12 protein-coding genes are annotated in these 17,615 nt (G+C 69.5%); 6 read left to right on the plus strand and 6 right to left on the minus strand.

Annotated elements, in window-relative coordinates; genetic code table 11:
* The first annotated feature begins 152 nt into the window (after window positions 1-152).
* Together M3U25_RS15425 and pyrF are read left to right on the plus strand one after the other, a co-directional pair.
* Complete coding sequence (locus tag M3U25_RS15425) at window positions 153-1,067, plus strand: 5'-nucleotidase, lipoprotein e(P4) family (protein WP_355501813.1); 915 nt, start codon at window positions 153-155, stop codon at window positions 1,065-1,067.
* Entirely contained in the window at window positions 1,064-1,798 is a 735-nt protein-coding gene (gene pyrF / locus M3U25_RS15430) for an orotidine-5'-phosphate decarboxylase (RefSeq protein WP_355501810.1), read from the plus strand. The genes M3U25_RS15425 and pyrF overlap by 4 nt, the downstream gene beginning before the upstream one ends.
* A gap of 187 nt (window positions 1,799-1,985) precedes the next feature.
* On the opposite strand, the gene M3U25_RS15435 is transcribed toward pyrF, so the two are convergent.
* The 4 genes from M3U25_RS15435 to M3U25_RS15450 all read right to left on the minus strand — a co-directional run bounded on the left by M3U25_RS15435 (window position 1,986) and on the right by M3U25_RS15450 (window position 10,864).
* Entirely contained in the window at window positions 1,986-3,503 is a 1,518-nt protein-coding gene (locus M3U25_RS15435) for a tryptophan halogenase family protein (RefSeq protein WP_355501807.1), read from the minus strand.
* 118 nt (window positions 3,504-3,621) lie between these two features.
* Entirely contained in the window at window positions 3,622-6,651 is a 3,030-nt protein-coding gene (locus M3U25_RS15440) for a TonB-dependent receptor (RefSeq protein ID WP_355501804.1), read from the minus strand.
* Between the two features lie 89 nt (window positions 6,652-6,740).
* Window positions 6,741-7,802 (minus strand): LacI family DNA-binding transcriptional regulator, encoded by a 1,062-nt coding sequence (locus M3U25_RS15445; RefSeq protein WP_355501801.1) that lies wholly within the window; start codon window positions 7,800-7,802, stop codon window positions 6,741-6,743.
* Window positions 7,799-10,864: a discoidin domain-containing protein gene (locus M3U25_RS15450; RefSeq protein WP_355501798.1), complete on the minus strand. Its 3,066-nt coding sequence runs from the start codon at window positions 10,862-10,864 to the stop codon at window positions 7,799-7,801. The genes M3U25_RS15445 and M3U25_RS15450 overlap by 4 nt, the downstream gene beginning before the upstream one ends.
* A gap of 377 nt (window positions 10,865-11,241) precedes the next feature.
* On the opposite strand from M3U25_RS15450, the gene M3U25_RS15455 reads away from it, so the two are divergent.
* The 3 genes from M3U25_RS15455 to M3U25_RS15465 all read left to right on the plus strand — a co-directional run bounded on the left by M3U25_RS15455 (window position 11,242) and on the right by M3U25_RS15465 (window position 15,930).
* Window positions 11,242-12,180 carry a hypothetical protein gene (locus M3U25_RS15455; protein WP_355501795.1) on the plus strand — a complete coding sequence of 313 codons (939 nt, stop codon included), beginning with the start codon at window positions 11,242-11,244 and terminating at the stop codon, window positions 12,178-12,180.
* Complete coding sequence (plsB, locus tag M3U25_RS15460) at window positions 12,180-14,849, plus strand: glycerol-3-phosphate 1-O-acyltransferase PlsB (RefSeq protein ID WP_355501793.1); 2,670 nt, start codon at window positions 12,180-12,182, stop codon at window positions 14,847-14,849. The genes M3U25_RS15455 and plsB overlap by 1 nt, the downstream gene beginning before the upstream one ends.
* Window positions 14,850-15,087: 238 nt before the next feature.
* Window positions 15,088-15,930, plus strand: coding sequence for a DUF2884 family protein (locus tag M3U25_RS15465; RefSeq protein WP_355501832.1), 843 nt, complete (start codon window positions 15,088-15,090; stop codon window positions 15,928-15,930).
* A 70-nt stretch (window positions 15,931-16,000) separates the two neighbouring features.
* On the opposite strand, the gene M3U25_RS15470 is transcribed toward M3U25_RS15465, so the two are convergent.
* Both M3U25_RS15470 and M3U25_RS15475 read right to left on the minus strand, forming a co-directional pair.
* Entirely contained in the window at window positions 16,001-16,579 is a 579-nt protein-coding gene (locus tag M3U25_RS15470; protein ID WP_355501790.1) for a DUF488 domain-containing protein, read from the minus strand.
* On the minus strand, window positions 16,576-16,779 hold the full coding sequence (locus tag M3U25_RS15475) for a DUF465 domain-containing protein (protein ID WP_010342388.1): 204 nt from the start codon (window positions 16,777-16,779) through the stop codon (window positions 16,576-16,578). The genes M3U25_RS15470 and M3U25_RS15475 overlap by 4 nt, the downstream gene beginning before the upstream one ends.
* A 164-nt stretch (window positions 16,780-16,943) precedes the next feature.
* Between M3U25_RS15475 and M3U25_RS15480 the strand changes: the two genes are divergently transcribed.
* Entirely contained in the window at window positions 16,944-17,522 is a 579-nt protein-coding gene (locus M3U25_RS15480; protein WP_355501787.1) for a hypothetical protein, read from the plus strand.
* The last annotated feature ends 93 nt before the right edge of the window (window positions 17,523-17,615 follow it).

The raw sequence follows: 17,615 nt of genomic DNA on the forward strand, positions 1-17,615 counted from the left end.
TTCGCAGTGTCGGCTCGCCCTGCATCCAGGCAGCCGAGACGGTCGCCTCATCGTGGCGGCCACGCGCTGCGCAGCAGTGCCAGGCAGCCCGGCACGTCTGTCATCGCAACCGGCTAAAATCCGCGGTTCATTTGCCTAGGTTCCCGCGCCCGATGACTCCGATCGCCCGCACCGCACTGGCCTGCGCCGTGCTCGCCCTGTCCGCCTGCAAGCCGCAGGCACAGGTCGCCGACCCTGCCGCCAAGCCGGCCGCCACGGCGTCTGCCGCCGCGTCCGCTGCGGCCACGCCCGGCGCGGCCGACGACAATCTCAACGCGGTGCTGTGGATGCAGCGCTCGGCCGAGTACCAGGCCCTGGCCGAGCAGACCTATCGCGCCGCCGCCGACCGCCTGGATGCGGCGCTGAAGGAACCGAACTGGGACGCGCTGGTGCCGGAGGAGCGCGGCAACGCCGCCACCGGGTTGAAACCGGCAGTGGTGATGGACGTGGACGAAACGGTGCTGGACAACTCGCCCTACCAGGCGCGCCTGATCCGCAACGGCAAGGAGTACGACGAGGTCACCTGGGACCAGTGGGTGGCCGAGAAGAAGGCCAAGCCGATCCCCGGCGTGGTCGATTTCACCAAGGCCGCCACCGCCAAGGGCATCACCGTGCTGTACGTGACCAACCGCGCCGTGCACCTGACCGACGCGACCCTGGCCAACCTGCGCAGCGCCGGCCTGCCGGTGGCCGACAACAGCGTGCTGCTGGGCCTGGGCACGGTGGTCAAGGATTGCGAGCAGAACGGCTCGGAGAAGAACTGCCGGCGCAAGCTGGTCGGCCAGCAGTACCGCGTGCTGATGCAGTTCGGCGACCAGCTCGGCGATTTCGCGCAGGTGGTGGCCAACACCCCGGAAGGCCGCGCGCAATTGCTGCAGCAGTACCACGACTGGTTCGGCGAGCGCTGGTGGATGCTGCCCAACCCCAGCTACGGCTCTTGGGAACCGGCGCTGTTCAACAACGACTTCACCCAGTCGCGGGCTGCGCGCCACCAGGCCAAGGTGCAAGCGCTGGAGCTGGCGCAGTGAGCCGCACGCCGCTGCCACTGACGCCGCGCGAGCGCCTGATCTTCGCCCTCGACGTGCCCGGGCGCAGCGAGGCGCTGGAGTGGATCGAGCGGCTCGGCGATGCGGTGGCGTTCTACAAGATCGGCATGGAACTGCTGGCCTCCGGCGAGTACTTCGACGTGCTGGACACGCTGGCCGGGCGCGGCAAGCGGGTGTTCGTGGACCTGAAGTTCTTCGACATCCCGGCCACGGTGGGCGGGGTGATCCGGCGGCTGTCGCAGTGGCCGGTGGACTACTGCACCATCCACGGCTGGCACCCGCCGATGATGCAGGCCGCGGCCGAGGCCAACGGCAGCGACATGCGCCTGCTGGCGGTGACCGTACTGACCTCGATGGGCCGCGCCGACCTGGCCTCGATGGGCATCGACCGCGCGCCCGAAGACGTGGTGGTCGAGCGCGCGCTGGCCGCGCAGGCAGCCGGCATCGACGGCGTGATCGCCTCCGGCCAGGAAGCCGCACCGATCCGCCGCGCCACCGGCGCCGGCTTCTCCATCGTCTGCCCGGGCATCCGCCCGGGCGGTCCGGTCGGCGATGACCAGCAGCGCACGGTGGGCGTGGCCCAGGCCTTCGCCGACGGCGCCGATGCGATCGTGGTGGGCCGGCCGATCCGCCAGGCCGCCGATCCGCGTGCCGCGGCCGAGGCGATCCAGCAGGAAATCGCCGCGACGCTGGCTGGTCGCACCGGCCATTGAATTTAAAATCAACGACTTAGACGTAGATTATTAAACCATTGCATTAGCTTCGGCGTGCCGGTAGCATGCCCAGCGTCCGGCCTTGCCGGAGATGTGCCAATACCGTTCTCCGGCCTCGGTCGGATTTGGAGAGGCCCGCGCCTGGTGCGCGTGGCCTCTTTTTTTGTCCGCGCAGCGCGGGCAGTGCTTACGCAGGCTTGGCCGCGCAGTAGCGGTCGATGAAGGCCTGGTGCGGCGGCATCGCGTCGGCGCAATGGCCGATGGTCTGCTCGACGCTGGCCATGAAGCGCTCCAGGTCGGCCTGCGGCACCTGGTCCACCAGCGGGTGGTAGGCACGCGGCAGGATGCCCTGCCCGACCATCACCTGCACCCAGCTGATCTCGGCGAACATCTCGTCGCCGTTGCGGTAGAAGCGGCCGCTGTCGCGGAACAGTTCCAGCGTCTCCTGCAGTTCCGGGGTGATCGGCATGCTGCGGCAGTGCCGCCAGAACGCGCTGTCGTCGCGCTCGGTGGCGTGGTAGTGCAGCAGCAGGAAGTCGCGGATGCGGTCGAATTCGAACGCGATACGGTCGTTGTAGCGCCGCACCAGCACCGGGCTGATGCCCTCGCGCGGGAACAGTTCCAGCAGCTTGGAAATGCCGGACTGGATCAGGTGGATGCTGGTCGATTCCAGCGGTTCCATGAAGCCGCTGGCCAGGCCCAGCGCGACCACGTTGCGGTTCCACACCTGCTTGCGGCGGCCGGTGACGAAGCGCAGCGGGCGCGGATCGGCCAGGGCCGGGCCGTCGAGGTGGGCCAGCAGCGTGGCCGCGGCCTCGTCGTCGCTGATGTGCGCGCTGCAGTACACGTAGCCGTTGCCGGTGCGGTGCTGCAGCGGAATGCGCCACTGCCAGCCGGCCGCGCGCGCGGTGGCGCGGGTGTAGGGCGTCGGCGGGCCGACCTTGGCGCAGGGCACCGCCAGCGCGCGATCGCACGGCAACCAGTGGCTGAAATCGTGGTAGCCGGTGTGCAGCGCCTGCTCGATCAGCAGCCCGCGGAAGCCGGAGCAATCGATGAACAGGTCGCCGGCGATCGTGTCGCCGGACGCCAGCCGCACCGAAAGCACGTCGCCGGATTCGGGATGCAATTGCACCTCCTCGACGATGCCCTCGCGCCGGGTCACCCCGCGCTGTTCAGCGTAGCGGCGCAGGAAGCCCGCATACAGCGCCGCATCGAAGTGGTAGGCGTAGGCGATGTTGGCCAGCGGCGAATTCGGCGGCACATCCGTGGCCGAGGTCATGAACCGGTCGCGCTTGGCGGCGACGGTGTTGAGCGTATAGGCGCCCAGCGGCTTCGCCTTGCCGGCCAGCGCCTGCTTGAACCAGTACTGCTGGAACGGCAGCAGCCCGAGCGGATGCCCGATCTCGGTGCCGAAGCCGTGCACGTAGGACGTGCCGGGGCGTTGCCAGTCGGCGAACTCGATGCCGAGCTTGAAGCTGCCCTGGGTGTGGCGCACGAACTCGGCCTCGTTGATGCCGAGCAGATTGTTGAAGGCCTTGATGTGCGGCACGGTGGCCTCGCCGACGCCGACGATGCCGATCTGCTCGGACTCGATCAAGGTGATGCGGTAGTCGGGGCCCAGCACACGCGCCAGCGCGGCAGCGGCCATCCAGCCGGCGGTGCCGCCGCCGACGATGACCAGCTTGCGGAGAGGGGCGGCGATCATGCGTGCGTGGTCCTGTACCGAGGAAAGGGGCGACCGCAAACGCGGACGGGGCCACGCGGCCCCGTCCGTTGAAACCCCACGCGCGCCGGTCGGGCACGCGCGTGGGTCATGCCGTGGATCAGAACTTGGCGCCGATCTCGAAGGTCACGGTGCGCGGCACGTACATGATGTCGCCGGTCTTGTTGATGCTGATGTTGGGATCGAAACGCCCATCGGAACCGAAATCGTTGTACGAGTACGACGCGTAGTTCTTGAAGTTGAAGGCATTGAGCAGGTTCACGCGTGCGGTCAACTTGAAGTCGTTGTACACGGTGAAGTCCTTGGTCGCCTGGAAATCGACCGTACGGTAGCCCCAGATCTTGCCGCCGACCAGGAACTTGCCGCTGCCTGGCGGCACCGCCGCCACCTGCTGGCAGGTCGCGCCGTCCGCATCGGTGTGGCCGTAGCAGGCGATGGTGTTGATCGGTTCCGGCGTCGCCAGCACCACCTTGGCACCGAAGGTCAGGCCCCACGGGCCATCGATCGAGCCGGAAGCGACGAAGCGGTGCGCCGACACGGCATCGGACTTCACGAACGGATAGTCGTGGATGGTCGCCTTGTCGAACGCGTACGGCTCGTCGATGTTGCGGTTCTGACGCGCGCTGGTGTGGGTGTAGGACAGGGTCAGGCCCCAGCCCGATTCCTTGGTGTACGGCTTGTCGGCCGACAGCAGCACCTGGCTGCTGCGCTGCTCCAGGCCGTTCATACCGATGATCGTGTTCTGGTAGCCCGGCACCGGCTCGCCCCACGGCGCACTGCCGTTCTGGAAGTAGGCGCCGTTCGGATAGCGGTTGATCAGCGACATCGCGAAACCGTCGTAGCTGAGGATGCGCTGGAAGGTGACGTCGGTCTGCCAGTCACCGACCTGATTGGTGATGCCGATGCTGTACTGGTCGCTGTACGGCGTCTTCAGGTGGTTGTTGAACATGAACAGCTCGGCGCTGCCACTGACGCCGGGGATGGTGTTCAGCTGATCCACGCCATTGAGGTAGCGCGGATCCCACGCGGTGCAGACGCGGTCGCTGCGGTAGCACTGACCGGTGGCCGGGTTCTGGAAGTACACCGCGACCGGCGACAACGCGGCCTTGCTGGTTTCCAGCGCCAGCTGTTCGAACAGATTGCGATCGTAGGAGCGGCCAGCACCGCCGTGCAGCACCGCACTCTCGTCGCCGAAGAAGTCGTAGGAGAAGCCCAGGCGCGGCGCCCAGCCATCCTTGAAATTCTTGCGGTTACGGCCGGTGCTGATGTAGTCGGCGGCATTGATGCCGCTGGGCAGCAGGCGGTTGGCCCAGGGCTGGCCCGGGTTGGCCGGATCGTCGGAGTACAGCGCATTGACAAAGGCCTGCGAGGTGACGAAGTCGGTGTAGGCCGGGCTGTCTTCGTAGTCCCAACGCACGCCGACGTTGATCATCAGCTTGTCGGTGGCCGCCCAGTCGTCCTGGATGTAGATGCCGTACTGCTTGGACGGCGACTCCACCGTAGCCTTCTGGCCGGGCGTGTTGTAGGGCGCGACGTAGTCCACGCGGTACGGCGTGGCGGCCACGCCACTGCTGTTGACCGCATAGCTGAACTGCGGGTTGAGCGCGGCCGCATCCTGCGAGGTCAGCTTGATGTCCTTGTAGCTGACGCCCATCTTGATGGTGTGCTCGCCGTGCCACTGGAAGCTGGTGAAGGTCAGGTCGTTCTGCAGGAACCAGCCCTTCTGGCTCTTGCGCTGCACGTTCAAACCGCCGGCGGAGCCGGTCTCCAGGAAGGTGTACTCGTCCACGTCGGTGGAGCCGGCGCGGGGAGCCAGGTACTTGTAGACGATGCCGTTGCCGATGCTCTTCGGATTCGGGTTGTTCTCCGAATCTTCGGTGCCGACGATCAACTCGTTGAACCAATTGTCGGCACTGTGCTGCCAACGGATGTTGGCGCGCTTGTCCTTGTTGATCTTGTCGGTGCCGTGCTCCGGCGTGCTGGTGCCGCCGACGTTGCCGGTCTGGGTCTCGTCGCGGTACTGGCCGCTCAGTTCGATGCGGTCGCGGTCGGTCGGCTCGAAATCGATCTTGCCGAAGTACAGGTCCTCGGTGAACGGCATGTTGGCCGCGCCGAACTGGCTCGACAGATTGGACGGCAGCAAGCCGACGTACGGCTGCGCCGTGTTGTCCGCCTGCACGCTCTTGGGCACCACGTTCTCCTTGCCTTCGTAGGCGACGAAGAAGTGCATGCGGTCCTGGATGATCGGGCCGCCCAGCGCGAAGCCATATTCCTTGGTCTGCGAATCGATCTTGCCGTTCGCCTCGTCCGGACGCTTGTCGCGTAGATCCTGGTCGGTGTAGCGATAGAAGGCCTCGCCATGGAACTCGTTGGTGCCGGACTTGGTGGCCGCGGTGATCGCCGCGCCGCTGATCTGGCCGTACTCCGCCTTGTAGTTGGAGGTAATGACCTTGTACTCGCCGATCGCCAGCTGCGGGAACGGGTTGCCCTGGGTGTCGCTCTGGCCGGCGATGCCGCCGCCCTTGACGTAGCTCTTCTGGCCGACGCCGTCGATGTACAGGTTGCCGGCGCTGGCGTTGGATGCACCGCCGCGCAGCTTGGTGTTTCCGTTGCCGTCGATCTGGAACACCATGCCCGGCACGGTGTCGGCGAACTCCAGGAAGTTGCGGGTGGCCTGCGGCAGCTGCTGGATCTGGTGCAGCGACACCACGTTGCCCACTTCCGAGGTCTTGACGTCCTTCAGCAACGGCGCGCTGACGGTGACGGTGTCCAGCGTGGTCGCGTTGCCGCCGGCGGCCGTGGTCCCGGCATCGAGATCGACGGTGGACGAGGACGCCACCTGCAGGGTCACGGTCTTGGTGACGCCGTTGGCCTCGACCTTGTAGGTGCCCGGCGGCAGGCCGACCACGGTGTAGTTGCCGTTGGCGGCGACCGGCGCGCGGCGCACCGAGCCGGTGGCGATGTTGGTGACGGTGACCTCGGTGCCGGCTTGGGCGGCGGCAACCTGACCACGCAGGGTGGCGTTGCTGGACTGCGCCATCGCCGGCATCGTGGCGAACAGGCAGGTGGCCAGCGCGCAGCACAGCAGGCTGCGTGCGGGCAGGTTGGAGGCGGAACGCGATTTCTTCATGACAAAAGCCCTCCCAGGGCAGTAAACGGGATCGTTGTTGTGTTCTTCTAGGTGGTGCAAAAACGACATCGGTGCTGCATGCGTCGGTGTCAGTCCATGGCGGTCCCTCGCTGGGCACTGGAAGCACGAACGATGAGTTGCGGGGCGATCGCGCCGGCCGACGTTGCCGCCGCCGCCGAAGCGGCGTGCGGCTCCAGCGCGGCGAGCAGCAACTGCATGGCGCGGGCACCGAAGCCGGCGATGTCCACGCGCATGGTCGTCAGGGCCGGATGCACGTAACGTGCCATCGGCACGTCGTCGAAGCCGGCCAGGGCGATGTCCTCGGGCACGCGCAGCCCGGCATGGGTGAAGGCGAACAGGCAGCCCAGCGCCATCATGTCGTTGGCGGCGAACACCACGTCCGGGCGCTGGCCCTGCAGCAGGGCTTCGCCGGCGCGGTAGCCGGAGGCCTCGTCGAAGGCGCCGGGCAGCACCAGCGGCGCCACCTGCGGGCAGCGCTCGCGCAGTTCGTCGCGGTAGCCGCGCAGGCGCTCGCGCGCGTCGAAGTTGTCGTCCGGCCCGGCGATGAAGGCGATGCGGCGATGGCCCACGTCCAGCAGGTGGCGGGTCATCGCGCGTGCGCCGCCGTAGTTGTCGACATTGAGCACCTGCGCATCGCCGAGGCGCTCGGCGCAGTTCATCAGCACCGCCGGCAGCGTGCCGGGGAGCATGTCGGCCGGATCCTCGGCATCGCTGGCCAGGGACGGCGACATGATCAGCAGGCCGTCGACGCGGCCGGGCATGCGCCGCACCGCCAGCCGCTGCTGCTCCGGTTCGCCGTGGTAGCTGGACACCAGCAGGTGCAGGCCGCGCTCGCGCGCCACCGTGTCGATGCCGCGGATCAGTTCGGAGAAGAACTCGCCGTGCAGGTCCGGCAGCACCACGCCGATGGTGTGGGTGCGGCGGCTGCTCAGGCTGCGCGCGGCGTGGTGCGGCACGTAGTGCAAGGTGCGCGCGGCTTCCAGCACCCGCGCGCGCACCGTTTCGGCCACGTGCTGGTGACCGTTCATGGTGCGCGAGACGGTGGCCACCGAGACGTTGGCCAGCCGCGCCACGTCCTTGATGGTGATGTTGGCGCGCGGATCCGGCGCCGGGACGGGGGGCGGGCTCACCAGCGTGCCTCCAGGGTCCGGAACGGGGTGGATAGGGTCACGCCGCCGGCGTCGTACTGCGCGATCCGGCGGCCGTCCACGCGCACCTGGGCCGGCCGCGTGCGCGTCGGCCAGACCACGCGCACGGCGGTGCCGGAGCGCAGGCCGCTGTCGAGTTCGACGCGCAGCCGCCCGTCGCGCTGGCGCGCGCGCAGGCCGAGGGTGCCGTAGGCGGTGGGCAGGCGCTGTACGGCCAGGCCGTCGTCGGCCAGCCAGGCCGGCGGCACGCCGGGCAGCAGCACCAGCGCGTCGTCGCCCTCGTGCATGAGCATGCCGAACAGGGTGCGCGCGTACTCGGCACCGATCCAGGTATGCGGCATGTCGCCCAGGTAGCGCGGGAAGCGCAGTCGCGACTGCACCACCTCGGCCAGCACCTGCCATTCGAACGGGCGGCGGTCGCGCAGCAGGTCCTGCAGCAGTTCGTCGGCCACCTGCGGCTGGTCCAGATGCACGTAGGTCAGCACGTTGCGCATCTCGTACGGGGTGTAGGCCCACAGCGCGTTGGGCTGCTTGCGCTTGCGCACGTCTTCCAGGTAACGGGCGAAGGTGGTGCGCAGCGCGGCCTCCGGCAGCAGGTCCTGCTGGCCGGTGGGATCCAGCGCGATGGAGACGCTGGTCGGATCGCCGTCGCCCAGGTCGGCCGCGGCCGGAATGTAGTCCGCGCCCTTCCACGCCATGGTGGCGCGGATCGAGGCGGCCAGCGAGGTGCGCAGCGCGGCGTACTGTTCGCGCGCCCAGGCGGCGGTGGCGGCATCGCCCAGCGACTCGGCCAACCAGGCGCCGTCGTGCCAGCCCTTCAGCGCCCAGTAGTCGTCCCAGTAGCTGTGGGTGGGGCTGGAATAGCCTTCGTGGCTGATCGACGGCGCGAGGATGCCGCGGAAGCGCTCCGGCGCCGGCTGCTCGGCCATGTAGCCGGGCACCAGGGTGCGCTCGCGCAACGTCTGCAGGAACTGCATCGCCAGCTTCACCTTGGGCAGGTAGGCGCGCACGCTCTCCGGGCCGCCGTCCAGCCGCGCCACATCGGCGACCAGGGCGATGTACTCGCCCTGGCTGTCGTACTCCAGGTCCGAGCCGAAACCGTCGTTGACGCTGCCGTCGTCGTTGAGGATCGGCGAGACCAACCCGTTCGGGTGCACCGCGTGGTCGCTGTACCACTGCAGGTAGTCGCGCGCGACCTGCGCCTGGCCCATGCGCAGCAGGATCGCCGAGGTGGCCATGCCGTCGCGGATGAAGGAGCGGTTGTAGTTGCGCGGCCCTGGCTGCATCGCCGGGCCAGTCTGGTTGATCAGCATGTACGCGGCCTGCGCGCGCAGCATGTCCACCAGGCTGGCGTCGGGCAGACGCAGGCCGACATTGCCCAGGCGCTGCTGCCAATCCGCGGAGACCTGCTCGGCCAGCGCATCGAAGCTGCGGCCCGCATCGCCGCGGCCGGCGGCGAGCAAGGCATCGCGGTCCAGCGGCGGCGCCGGCGGCAGGCGACCCTGGGCGTCGGCGCTGGCGGTCCCCAGCGGGAACGCCAGCACCACGTCCTGCTGCGCACCCGGCGCCAGGCGCACGGTGTAGGTCAGCATCGCCGCGGCCAGGCCGTCGGCGTCGTGCGCCTGGCGCTGCGTCGGCAGCGTGCCGGCGGCGACATGGCGGGTGATCTCGGTGGCGCCGTTCGCGCCGAACGCCTCGGCCCCGCCGGCGCTGGGCGCGCTCAGCGAGGTCAACAGCACGCGGCCGTTGACCTGCACGGTGCCGCCGTCGACGGCAATCGCGTGGATCGGCGACAGGCCGCCGTTCTGCCACGGCGGATTCATCTGCATCGGCCGCACCAGCAGCGACAGGGTGCCGCTGACCGGGGCGGTACCGGTGTTGCGCAGGCGATGGCGCAGCAGCGTCACCGGCTGGCCGTCGCGTTCGATCGCGAAGGTCTCGCTGCGCAGTTCCAGCCCCGGCTGCGGCGACCAGCGCACCGACGGCATCGGCTTCCAGCCGTCGCGCAGGGCGTGGGCCAGCGCATGGCCGTCGGCGCCGGCGGCGGTGCCGGAGGCGTCTCGCCACAGCGGCTGCACCAGCGGCGCGCCCTTCCACGCTTCCAGGTTGCCGTATTCGTCGAAGATCGATTTCTGCCGGCCGGCGTGGATGCCGACCGCGGTCCAGTAGGTCTGCTGCATGTGCAGCGAGGCCGGGAACAGCGCGCGCGTGGCGCCGCGCTGCGCGGCGACCTGGTAGCGTTTCATCGGCGTCATCACCGCCTTCGGCCCGAGCAGGCGCAGGCGCGCCAGGGTCGGCGCGACGCCGCCGGGCGCGGCGTCCACGCGCAGGCGCAGCGCGCGCACCGGCAGCGGCGCCGTGCCGGCCAGGTAGGCGCTGTCGCTGTCGCCGGCCTGCGGGTCGTCGGCCAGCGTCCGCCAGCGGCCTGCGGCATCCTGCGCCTGCAGTTGCGCCGCGCCATGCACGCCGGCGAACTCGACGATCATGCCGGCGCTGTCGAACGCGCGCGGGAAGGCGATGTCCAGTTGCCGCGCCTGCATGCCCTTGCCCGGCATCGCCACCGCGGTACCACCCTGCCACAGCGCCGCGGCGTCGGCCGCGGACACGCCACGCAACTGCGCCGCGTCGGCGCCCAGCGGCTGCATCTCGTAGATCGACACGCCCCAGTCGGCGCTGCGTTCGGGCGCGGCCAGGCGCAGGTAGCGGGCCAGGTGCGGGGCGAAGAACACGGTCTCGATGCCGCCCAGCGAATCGGTCATGGTGTAGACCGTGTCCCAGCGCTGGCCATCGCGCGAGGTCTGCAGCAGAAAGCCCTCCGGATTGGCGGTGTCCCACTGCAGGCGCACGCCGCCGACCTGCGCGGCGCGGCCCAGATCGATCTGGAACCAGTGGCCGGGACTGAAGGCGCCGGCAGTGCGGGTGCTGGCGTCACCGTCGATCAGATAGCCGATCGCCTGCGCCTTGACCTGCTTGGAGGAACTGGACGCCTGCCATTGCGCACGCGGCGGCAGGCGGCCGTCCTGCGCCTGCACCGGGGCCGTCATCGCAAGTCCGCACAGGACTGCAGACAACACCCAGGCGCAGCGGCGCGCGCCACCGTGACCGAGCACTCGGATGATCTCTGACGAATATCGCACTGGGTCCCCCGGCCAGCACCGCCTCAATCGAGGTGGGCGGACGTTAGCAGCAACTGCAAGCGGTTACATGATGCGTTGCAACATGTGCAATCCCCCGGCACGTCTGGCGATACGCCGACATGCCTGTCCCGACGGCCCCAGGCCGGGTCATGAAATGTCCTGCCGCGACAGCCGCCGCCCCCAGGTCGCTGCCGGGTCGCCCCACGCCGCCGCCCCGCCCGGCTTGCCGGAATCGCCCGCGCCCAGCAAGATGCGGAACGTTTTGGGGAACGAGCCCGTACCGTATGTCGTCCTGCCCGACCCGGGTCATCTCCTCGCGCGCGCTGTGCGTCCTGCTGTTGGCGATGCTCGCCCTGACCATGGGCGGATGCAAGCGCACGCCCGCCGAACTGCCCGGCGCCAGCGCCGAGCCGGCCGCGGCGGTGCGCACGCTGGCACACGCGCTGCAGCGCAACGACCTGCTCGGTTACGCCCAGGCCGCGGTGCCGCCGGCCCAGTACCAGCGCCTGCAGCAGGCCTGGAACGAGGACCGCAGCCGCTGGCCGCTGACCGAACTGCCGCTGGCCGAACGCCTGCCCGAGGTGCTCGACACCCTCGCCGCGCCGGATGCCGAGCGCCAGCTGCAACGCGCCTTCGACGCGCAGTTCGGCGGCCAGGCGGCGAGCCTGAAGCAGGCGGCGCACTCGCTGGGCCTGTTCGGTGTGCAGTTTCTGCGCAACCAGGGCCATTACACGCCCGAGCAGCGCGGCCACTACGTGCAGCTGGTGCAGGCGCTGAGCGCCTGGGCCGCGCGCGCGCCGTTGTCCGAGCGCAAGCGCGCCCAGGCGGCGATCGCGCGGCTGTGCGCGGGCGCGCGCCGGACCGGTGTGCGCAGCGATGCCGACCTGCGCAAACTGGGCATGGACGAGAGCCTGCGCCGGCTGGGCCCGTTCCTGGCCGACCTCAAGGCGGTGCTGGCCGACTATGGCCTGGACCTGGACGCCAGCGCCGGCGCGCTGCGCACCGGCCTGGTCAACCAGCAGGGCGACCAGGCCGTGGTGCGCATCCAGTACCCGCTGGACGGCGAACAGATCGACACCACCGCGGTGCTGGTGCGCCGCGACGGGCACTGGTATCTGCGCGACACCCTCCGCGAGGTGGATGCACTGCTGGCGGCCAGCGCCAGCCCCCCCGCCCCGGCCGCGGCACCCGCCGCCGACCCCGCCCCGCCGGCTAAGCGATAATGGCCCCGATGCCAGAACAAAATCCCCTCCCGTTCCCCGACGACGCCGCGGCCGCACGCGCGGCCGACGCGGCACCTGCGCCCGCCGACGCCTCCCCGGCCGACCCCGGCGCTGCCTCTTCCTCCACCGCCCCCTCCGCCCTGCCGGTGGCGGCGACCACCGCGCGCCAGGCCAAGGGGCCGCTGTGGGCGCGCCTGCTCGGCCGCCTGGCCGATCCCTGGCTGGGCCTGAAGATCGAACCGGCCGAGCCCGGCCAGTACAACGACGGCCGCCCGGTGGTGTACGTGCTGGAGGACTATGGCCTGTCCAACGCGCTGATCCTGGACAAGGCTTGCCGCGAGTCCGGCCTGCCCTCGCCGCTGGTGCCGCTGCCCGGCGACCCGCTGGGCCGCAAGCGTGCCTACCTGGCGCTGTCCCGGCGCAGCAGCAACCATGCGCTGCTGCCGGAGCAGCGCGGCGCCAAGACCCACTCCGACTCGCTGGCCAAGCTGCTGCAGGCGCACCGCCTGCGCCCGGACCTGGACATCCACCTGGTGCCGGTATCCATCTTCGTCGGCCGCGCCCCGGACAAGCAGAGTGGCTGGTTCGCCGTGCTGTTCTCGGAAAACTGGGCGCTGGTGGGCAGCTTCCGGCGCCTGCTCGGCGTGCTGCTCAACGGCCGCAGCACCATCGTGCGCTTCGCCCCGCCGGTGTCGATGCGGCAGACGGTGGAGGAAGGGCTGCCGCCCGAGCGCACCGTGCGCAAGCTGCAGCGCGTGCTGCGCACCCACTTCCGGCGCATCCGCGAGGCGGTGATCGGCCCCGACCTGTCGACCCGGCGCCTGCTGGTGGACCAGGTGCTGGCCGCCGAGCCGGTGCGCGAGGCGATCGCCGCGCAGGCCAAGCGCGACAACAGCAAGCCGGTGGACGCCTGGCGCAAGGCGCATGCCTACGCCTGGGAGATCGCCGCCGACTATTCCAGCCCGGTGGTGCGCTCGGCCAGCTTCCTGCTCACCCACGTCTGGAACCGCATCTACGCCGGTGTGCTGGTCCACCACCTGGACAAGCTCAAGGACGCCGCGCCCGGGCACGAGGTGATCTACGTGCCCAGCCACCGCAGCCACATGGACTACCTGCTGCTGTCCTACCTGCTGTACGAACGCGGCATCGTGCCGCCGCACATCGTGGCCGGCATCAACCTCAACCTGCCGGTGGTCGGCACCCTGCTGCGCAAGGGCGGCGCGTTCTTCATCCGTCGCTCGATCAAGGGCAACGCACTGTACTCGGCGGTGCTCAGCGAGTACGTGGCGCAACTGGTGGCCGGCGGCTACTCGATCGAGTACTTCGTCGAAGGCGGACGCTCGCGCACCGGCCGGCTGCTGCAGCCCAAGGGCGGCATGATCGCGATGACCCTGCGCGCGTTCCTGCGCCAGCCGCGCAAGCCGGTGCTGTTCCAGCCGATCTACGTCGGCTACGAGAAGCTGATGGAAGGCAACAGCTACCTCGACGAGCTCAGCGGCCGGCCCAAGGAAAAGGAATCGATCTGGGCGCTGCTGTGGGGCATCCCCAAGGTGCTCAAGCAGAACTACGGCCAGGTGGTGGTGAACTTCGGCGAGCCGATCGCGCTGAGCCAGATGCTGGCGCAGCGCGCGCCGGAGTGGGACGGCCGCCCGTTGGGCGAGGACGAGAAGCCGGCCTGGCTGAGCGGCACCGTCGATGCGTTGGCGCAGCAGATCCAGGTCCACATCAACGCCGCCGCCGACGTCAATCCGGTCAACCTGCTGGCGCTGGCGCTACTGTCCACGCCCAAGCACGCCATGGGCGAGGCCGACCTGATCGCGCAGATCGAACTGTGCAAGAAGCTGCTGGCGGAACTGCCGTACTCGGACCGGGTCACGGTGACCCCGCACTCGCCCGAGCGCATCATCGCCCACGCCGAAGAGATCAACGTGCTCACCCGCACGCCGCATCCGCTCGGCGACGTGCTCAGCGTCAACGGCGACAACGCGGTGTTGCTGAGCTACTTCCGCAACAACGTGCTGCACCTGTTCACCGCCTCCTCGTGGGTGGCGTGCTGCTTCCAGAACAACCGTCGCATGAGCCGCACCGGCCTGCTGCGGCTGGGCCGTACCGTGTACCCGTTCCTGCAGGCGGAACTGTTCCTGCCGTGGAGCGAGGACCAGTTCGCCGAGCGCATCGAACGCACCATCGAGGTGTTCGTGCGCGAAGGCCTGCTGCTGCAGCTCAACGAGGACGACGGCAGCGTGCTGGCGCGCAACACCGGGCAGACCGACGAGGTGTTCCGCCTGCGCGCCATCGGCCACTCGCTGCAACAGGCATTCGAGCGCTACTACATCGCCATCTCGGTGCTGGTGAAGAACGGCCCGGGCAAGCTCGGCGCCGGCGAACTGGAGAGCCTGTGCCAGCAGGCCGCGCAACGCCTGAGCCTGCTGTACGCGCCGGCCGCGCCGGAGTTCTTCGACAAGACCCTGTTCCGTGGCTTCATCCAGAAACTGCGCGAGCTGAAGCTGGTGTGGCCGGACGAGAACAGCAAGCTGGTGTTCGACGAGCGGCTGGATGCGTGGGCGAAGGATGCCAAGTTCATCCTTGGCCGCGAGTTGCGCCACACCATCGAACGGGTCAGCCCGGAAGCGGCCAAGGTCGAGGAGCCGCCGGTTCCGCAGGATTGAGGAAACGCCCACCTCCGACCGCCGCGCGGTGGCATTCTGGCGCGTGGCGACGCGCCATGCATAAAGGCGCCCTGTTATCACTGCGACGCGCCGGACATCAGGTCGCCCCTGCGGCGCGGCGGGTGACACCACGGCATAGTGACTTCCGACACGCGACCGTGGGCCGGTGCGGCCCGAGCATGCTTGAAACTCCCTGCTGCGGGTTCCAGCGATGCGCACAGCTCCTCTTTTCGCTCTGTTGCTGTTTGCCGCCTCCAGCGGGCCCGCATGGGCCGACCAGGACGATGACGGCGGCAAGCACGACCATCGGCCGCAGGTGTCCTCGCGCCAGTGCGGCCTGAGTACGCCGTTCAACGTGCTGGCCGACAGCTGCGGCATCTGGCTCACCCGCAGCGGTGGCGATGGGCCGCGCGAGATCTTCTTCCATGCCGGCCAATTGAGCGTGGATCACCGGGTGCAGCAGGTCGGGGACGCCGATGCGCAACGGCTGCTGGAGATGGAACGCGAAACGCGCGCGCTGATGCCGCAGGTGGCCGACCTCTCGCACGAGGTGGTCGATCTCAGCTACGACGTGCTCGGCTCGGTCGTGGAGATGCTGACCGGCAGCGCCGGCAACGCGCGCAAGATCGAACGCCTGCGCACGCACGCCAACGCCTACGTCGACGGCACGCTCGGCAAGGGGCGCTGGGACCAGGACGCGTTCGACGACCGGTTCGAAGACTATGTGGAGACGCAGGCGGAGCGCTTCGTGGGCAGCATCACCCGTCACGTGCTCTGGCAGGTCGTCACGGGCCGCGCGGATGCCATCGGCGACCGCGCCGAGCGCATGGATGCCGCCCTCGAGGCGCGGCTGGATGCGCGCAGCAAGGGCATCGAGCGCAAGGCCGAGGCGCTGTGCGCGCGGGTGACGCGGCTGGATGCGCTGCAACAGGCGCTGGAGTATCGCTATCGCGGCCAGCCCCTGCGCCTGCTCGCCGCCTCCGAGGACGGTGCGACTGTACAAAGCACCGCCGCCCTCGTCGGCACCGACGATACGCCGCGGAGCAATGCGGTCACGGTGCCGTCGGTCCCAACGCATTGAGCCTGACGCCGCCGCTGGCGCGTAGCGACGCACCCGCCGCGCTGGCGGCCTGCGGCGACGGCAGCACCGCTCAGGCGTCGAACAGGTCCCCAGTGCGCGGTCCGGCATCCGCCGCATCCGGCGGATAGACCAGTTGCCCATGAGCGTCGCTGCGCGCGGCCGGATTCAACGCGGCCGGTTCCTGGCGGGCGACGTCGATCAGGTGCACCACCGGGTGGCCCTGGTGCAGCAGATGGTCGCAGATGATCTGGCGGTGGCACTGGCGCCAGTAGGCCTCGGCGCACATCACCGCGCATGCGCCGTCGTCGCCGAAGGCCTGCAACGCGGTCAGCGCCTCGGTGAATTCGCTGCCCAGCGCATAGTCGGCGTAGTTGTGGAAACTGATGCTGCGCCAGTGGCCGTTACGCTGCGGATCGACGCCCGGCTGCTTGCCGCGGCGCCCACCCAGGGCGCGGAAATGCCGGTAGGCGATGCCGGCGGCGGCCAGCGCCGGTGCCAGTGCGCTGCCGTCGAACTGCGGGAACCGCCGCGAATACGGAAACGCACGCACGTCCGCCAGGTGGGTGACGCCGGCGCCCTGCAGGATCTGCAGGAAGGTCTCCAGGCTGCGCGTGGAATGGCCGACGCTGAAGAAGGTCGCCGCGCTCACGCCGGTTCGTCGGGGATCAGCAGATGCTCCAGGCGCATGATGCAGTCCTTCAGTTGCAGCTTGCGCTTCTTCAGCCGCTTGGCTTCCAGCTCGTCGTCCAGGTTGGCCGGGATGCGCTGCAGCTGTTCGTCGAGCGCACGGTGCTCGCGACGCAGGGCGTCGATGCGCAGGGAGATCTCGGCGGGCGTCAGGGTATCCACGAGGTTCGAGCATACACAGGCCACTGGTCCGCCGTCACCGTGCACCGCGCCGCTATGCCGGGCGCAGGCCAGCCGGCACAATGCGCGCGGGAGCCGCGGCGGAGGCGGCACCCTCCCACCCTCGTGCCACCCGCGGCAGGATCGCCGCGTCGAAAGGAGTCAGCATGCGTTCGTTCCGTTCCCCGTTCGTTCTCGCCCTCGCCCTGGCGGCAGCCCTGCCGCAGCTGGCCGCGGCGGCCGATCCCACGTTCTCCGGCTTCCTGTGCTGCAACATGCGCAGCGACGGCAGCTGGATCAGCGACAGCAATTACGCCGAAGACGGCAAGCGGGTGATCCCGGCCGGCACGCCGGTGCAGGTGACCGGCTACGGCCGCTACCGGGTCAATGTGCTGATCGACGGCAAGAAGCAGTCGATCGGCAACGACTACAGCCGCGACCTCGGCAACGCCGCCTTCGCCCAGCGCTACGTGGTCGCGCAGGATCCCACACTGAAGCTGGCGGCCTACCCGCCGAAGATCCGCGAGGCGATCGCCGCCAACCGCGTGACCCAGGGCATGACCCGCGAGCAGGTGCTGATGGCGATCGGCTATCCGATCAGCAGCGAGAACCCGAGCCTGGACGCGCCGCTGTGGCGCTACTGGCTCGACAGCTTCAACGAGTTCCAGGTGTCCTTCGACGGTAGCGGCAAGGTCGACAAGCTCACCGCCGATCCGAAGACCCAGAACCTGGTCTGGCAGCCGTAATCCTGGCGCGCAGCCGCGCGCCCTGGCGCCGCGCTCCGGACCAGGAGGCGGCGCGCACCGCGTGCATGGCCGCAGCGTCAGGCGACCATGGCG

It is taken from the genome of Xanthomonas sp. PPL134 (genome assembly GCF_040595915.1).
Classification (GTDB): domain Bacteria; phylum Pseudomonadota; class Gammaproteobacteria; order Xanthomonadales; family Xanthomonadaceae; genus Xanthomonas_A; species Xanthomonas_A indica.

What these genes read in the sequence shown, in the direction of transcription:
- M3U25_RS15425 (WP_355501813.1), top strand. Translation starts at nt 153, where the DNA reads ATGACTCCGATCGCCCGCACCGCACTGGCCTGCGCCGTGCTCGCCCTG.
- M3U25_RS15435 (WP_355501807.1), bottom strand. Translation starts at nt 3,503, where the DNA reads ATGATCGCCGCCCCTCTCCGCAAGCTGGTCATCGTCGGCGGCGGCACC.
- M3U25_RS15440 (WP_355501804.1), bottom strand. Translation starts at nt 6,651, where the DNA reads ATGAAGAAATCGCGTTCCGCCTCCAACCTGCCCGCACGCAGCCTGCTG.
- M3U25_RS15450 (WP_355501798.1), bottom strand. Translation starts at nt 10,864, where the DNA reads ATGACGGCCCCGGTGCAGGCGCAGGACGGCCGCCTGCCGCCGCGTGCG.
- M3U25_RS15455 (WP_355501795.1), top strand. Translation starts at nt 11,242, where the DNA reads ATGTCGTCCTGCCCGACCCGGGTCATCTCCTCGCGCGCGCTGTGCGTC.
- plsB (WP_355501793.1), top strand. Translation starts at nt 12,180, where the DNA reads ATGGCCCCGATGCCAGAACAAAATCCCCTCCCGTTCCCCGACGACGCC.
- M3U25_RS15480 (WP_355501787.1), top strand. Translation starts at nt 16,944, where the DNA reads ATGCGTTCGTTCCGTTCCCCGTTCGTTCTCGCCCTCGCCCTGGCGGCA.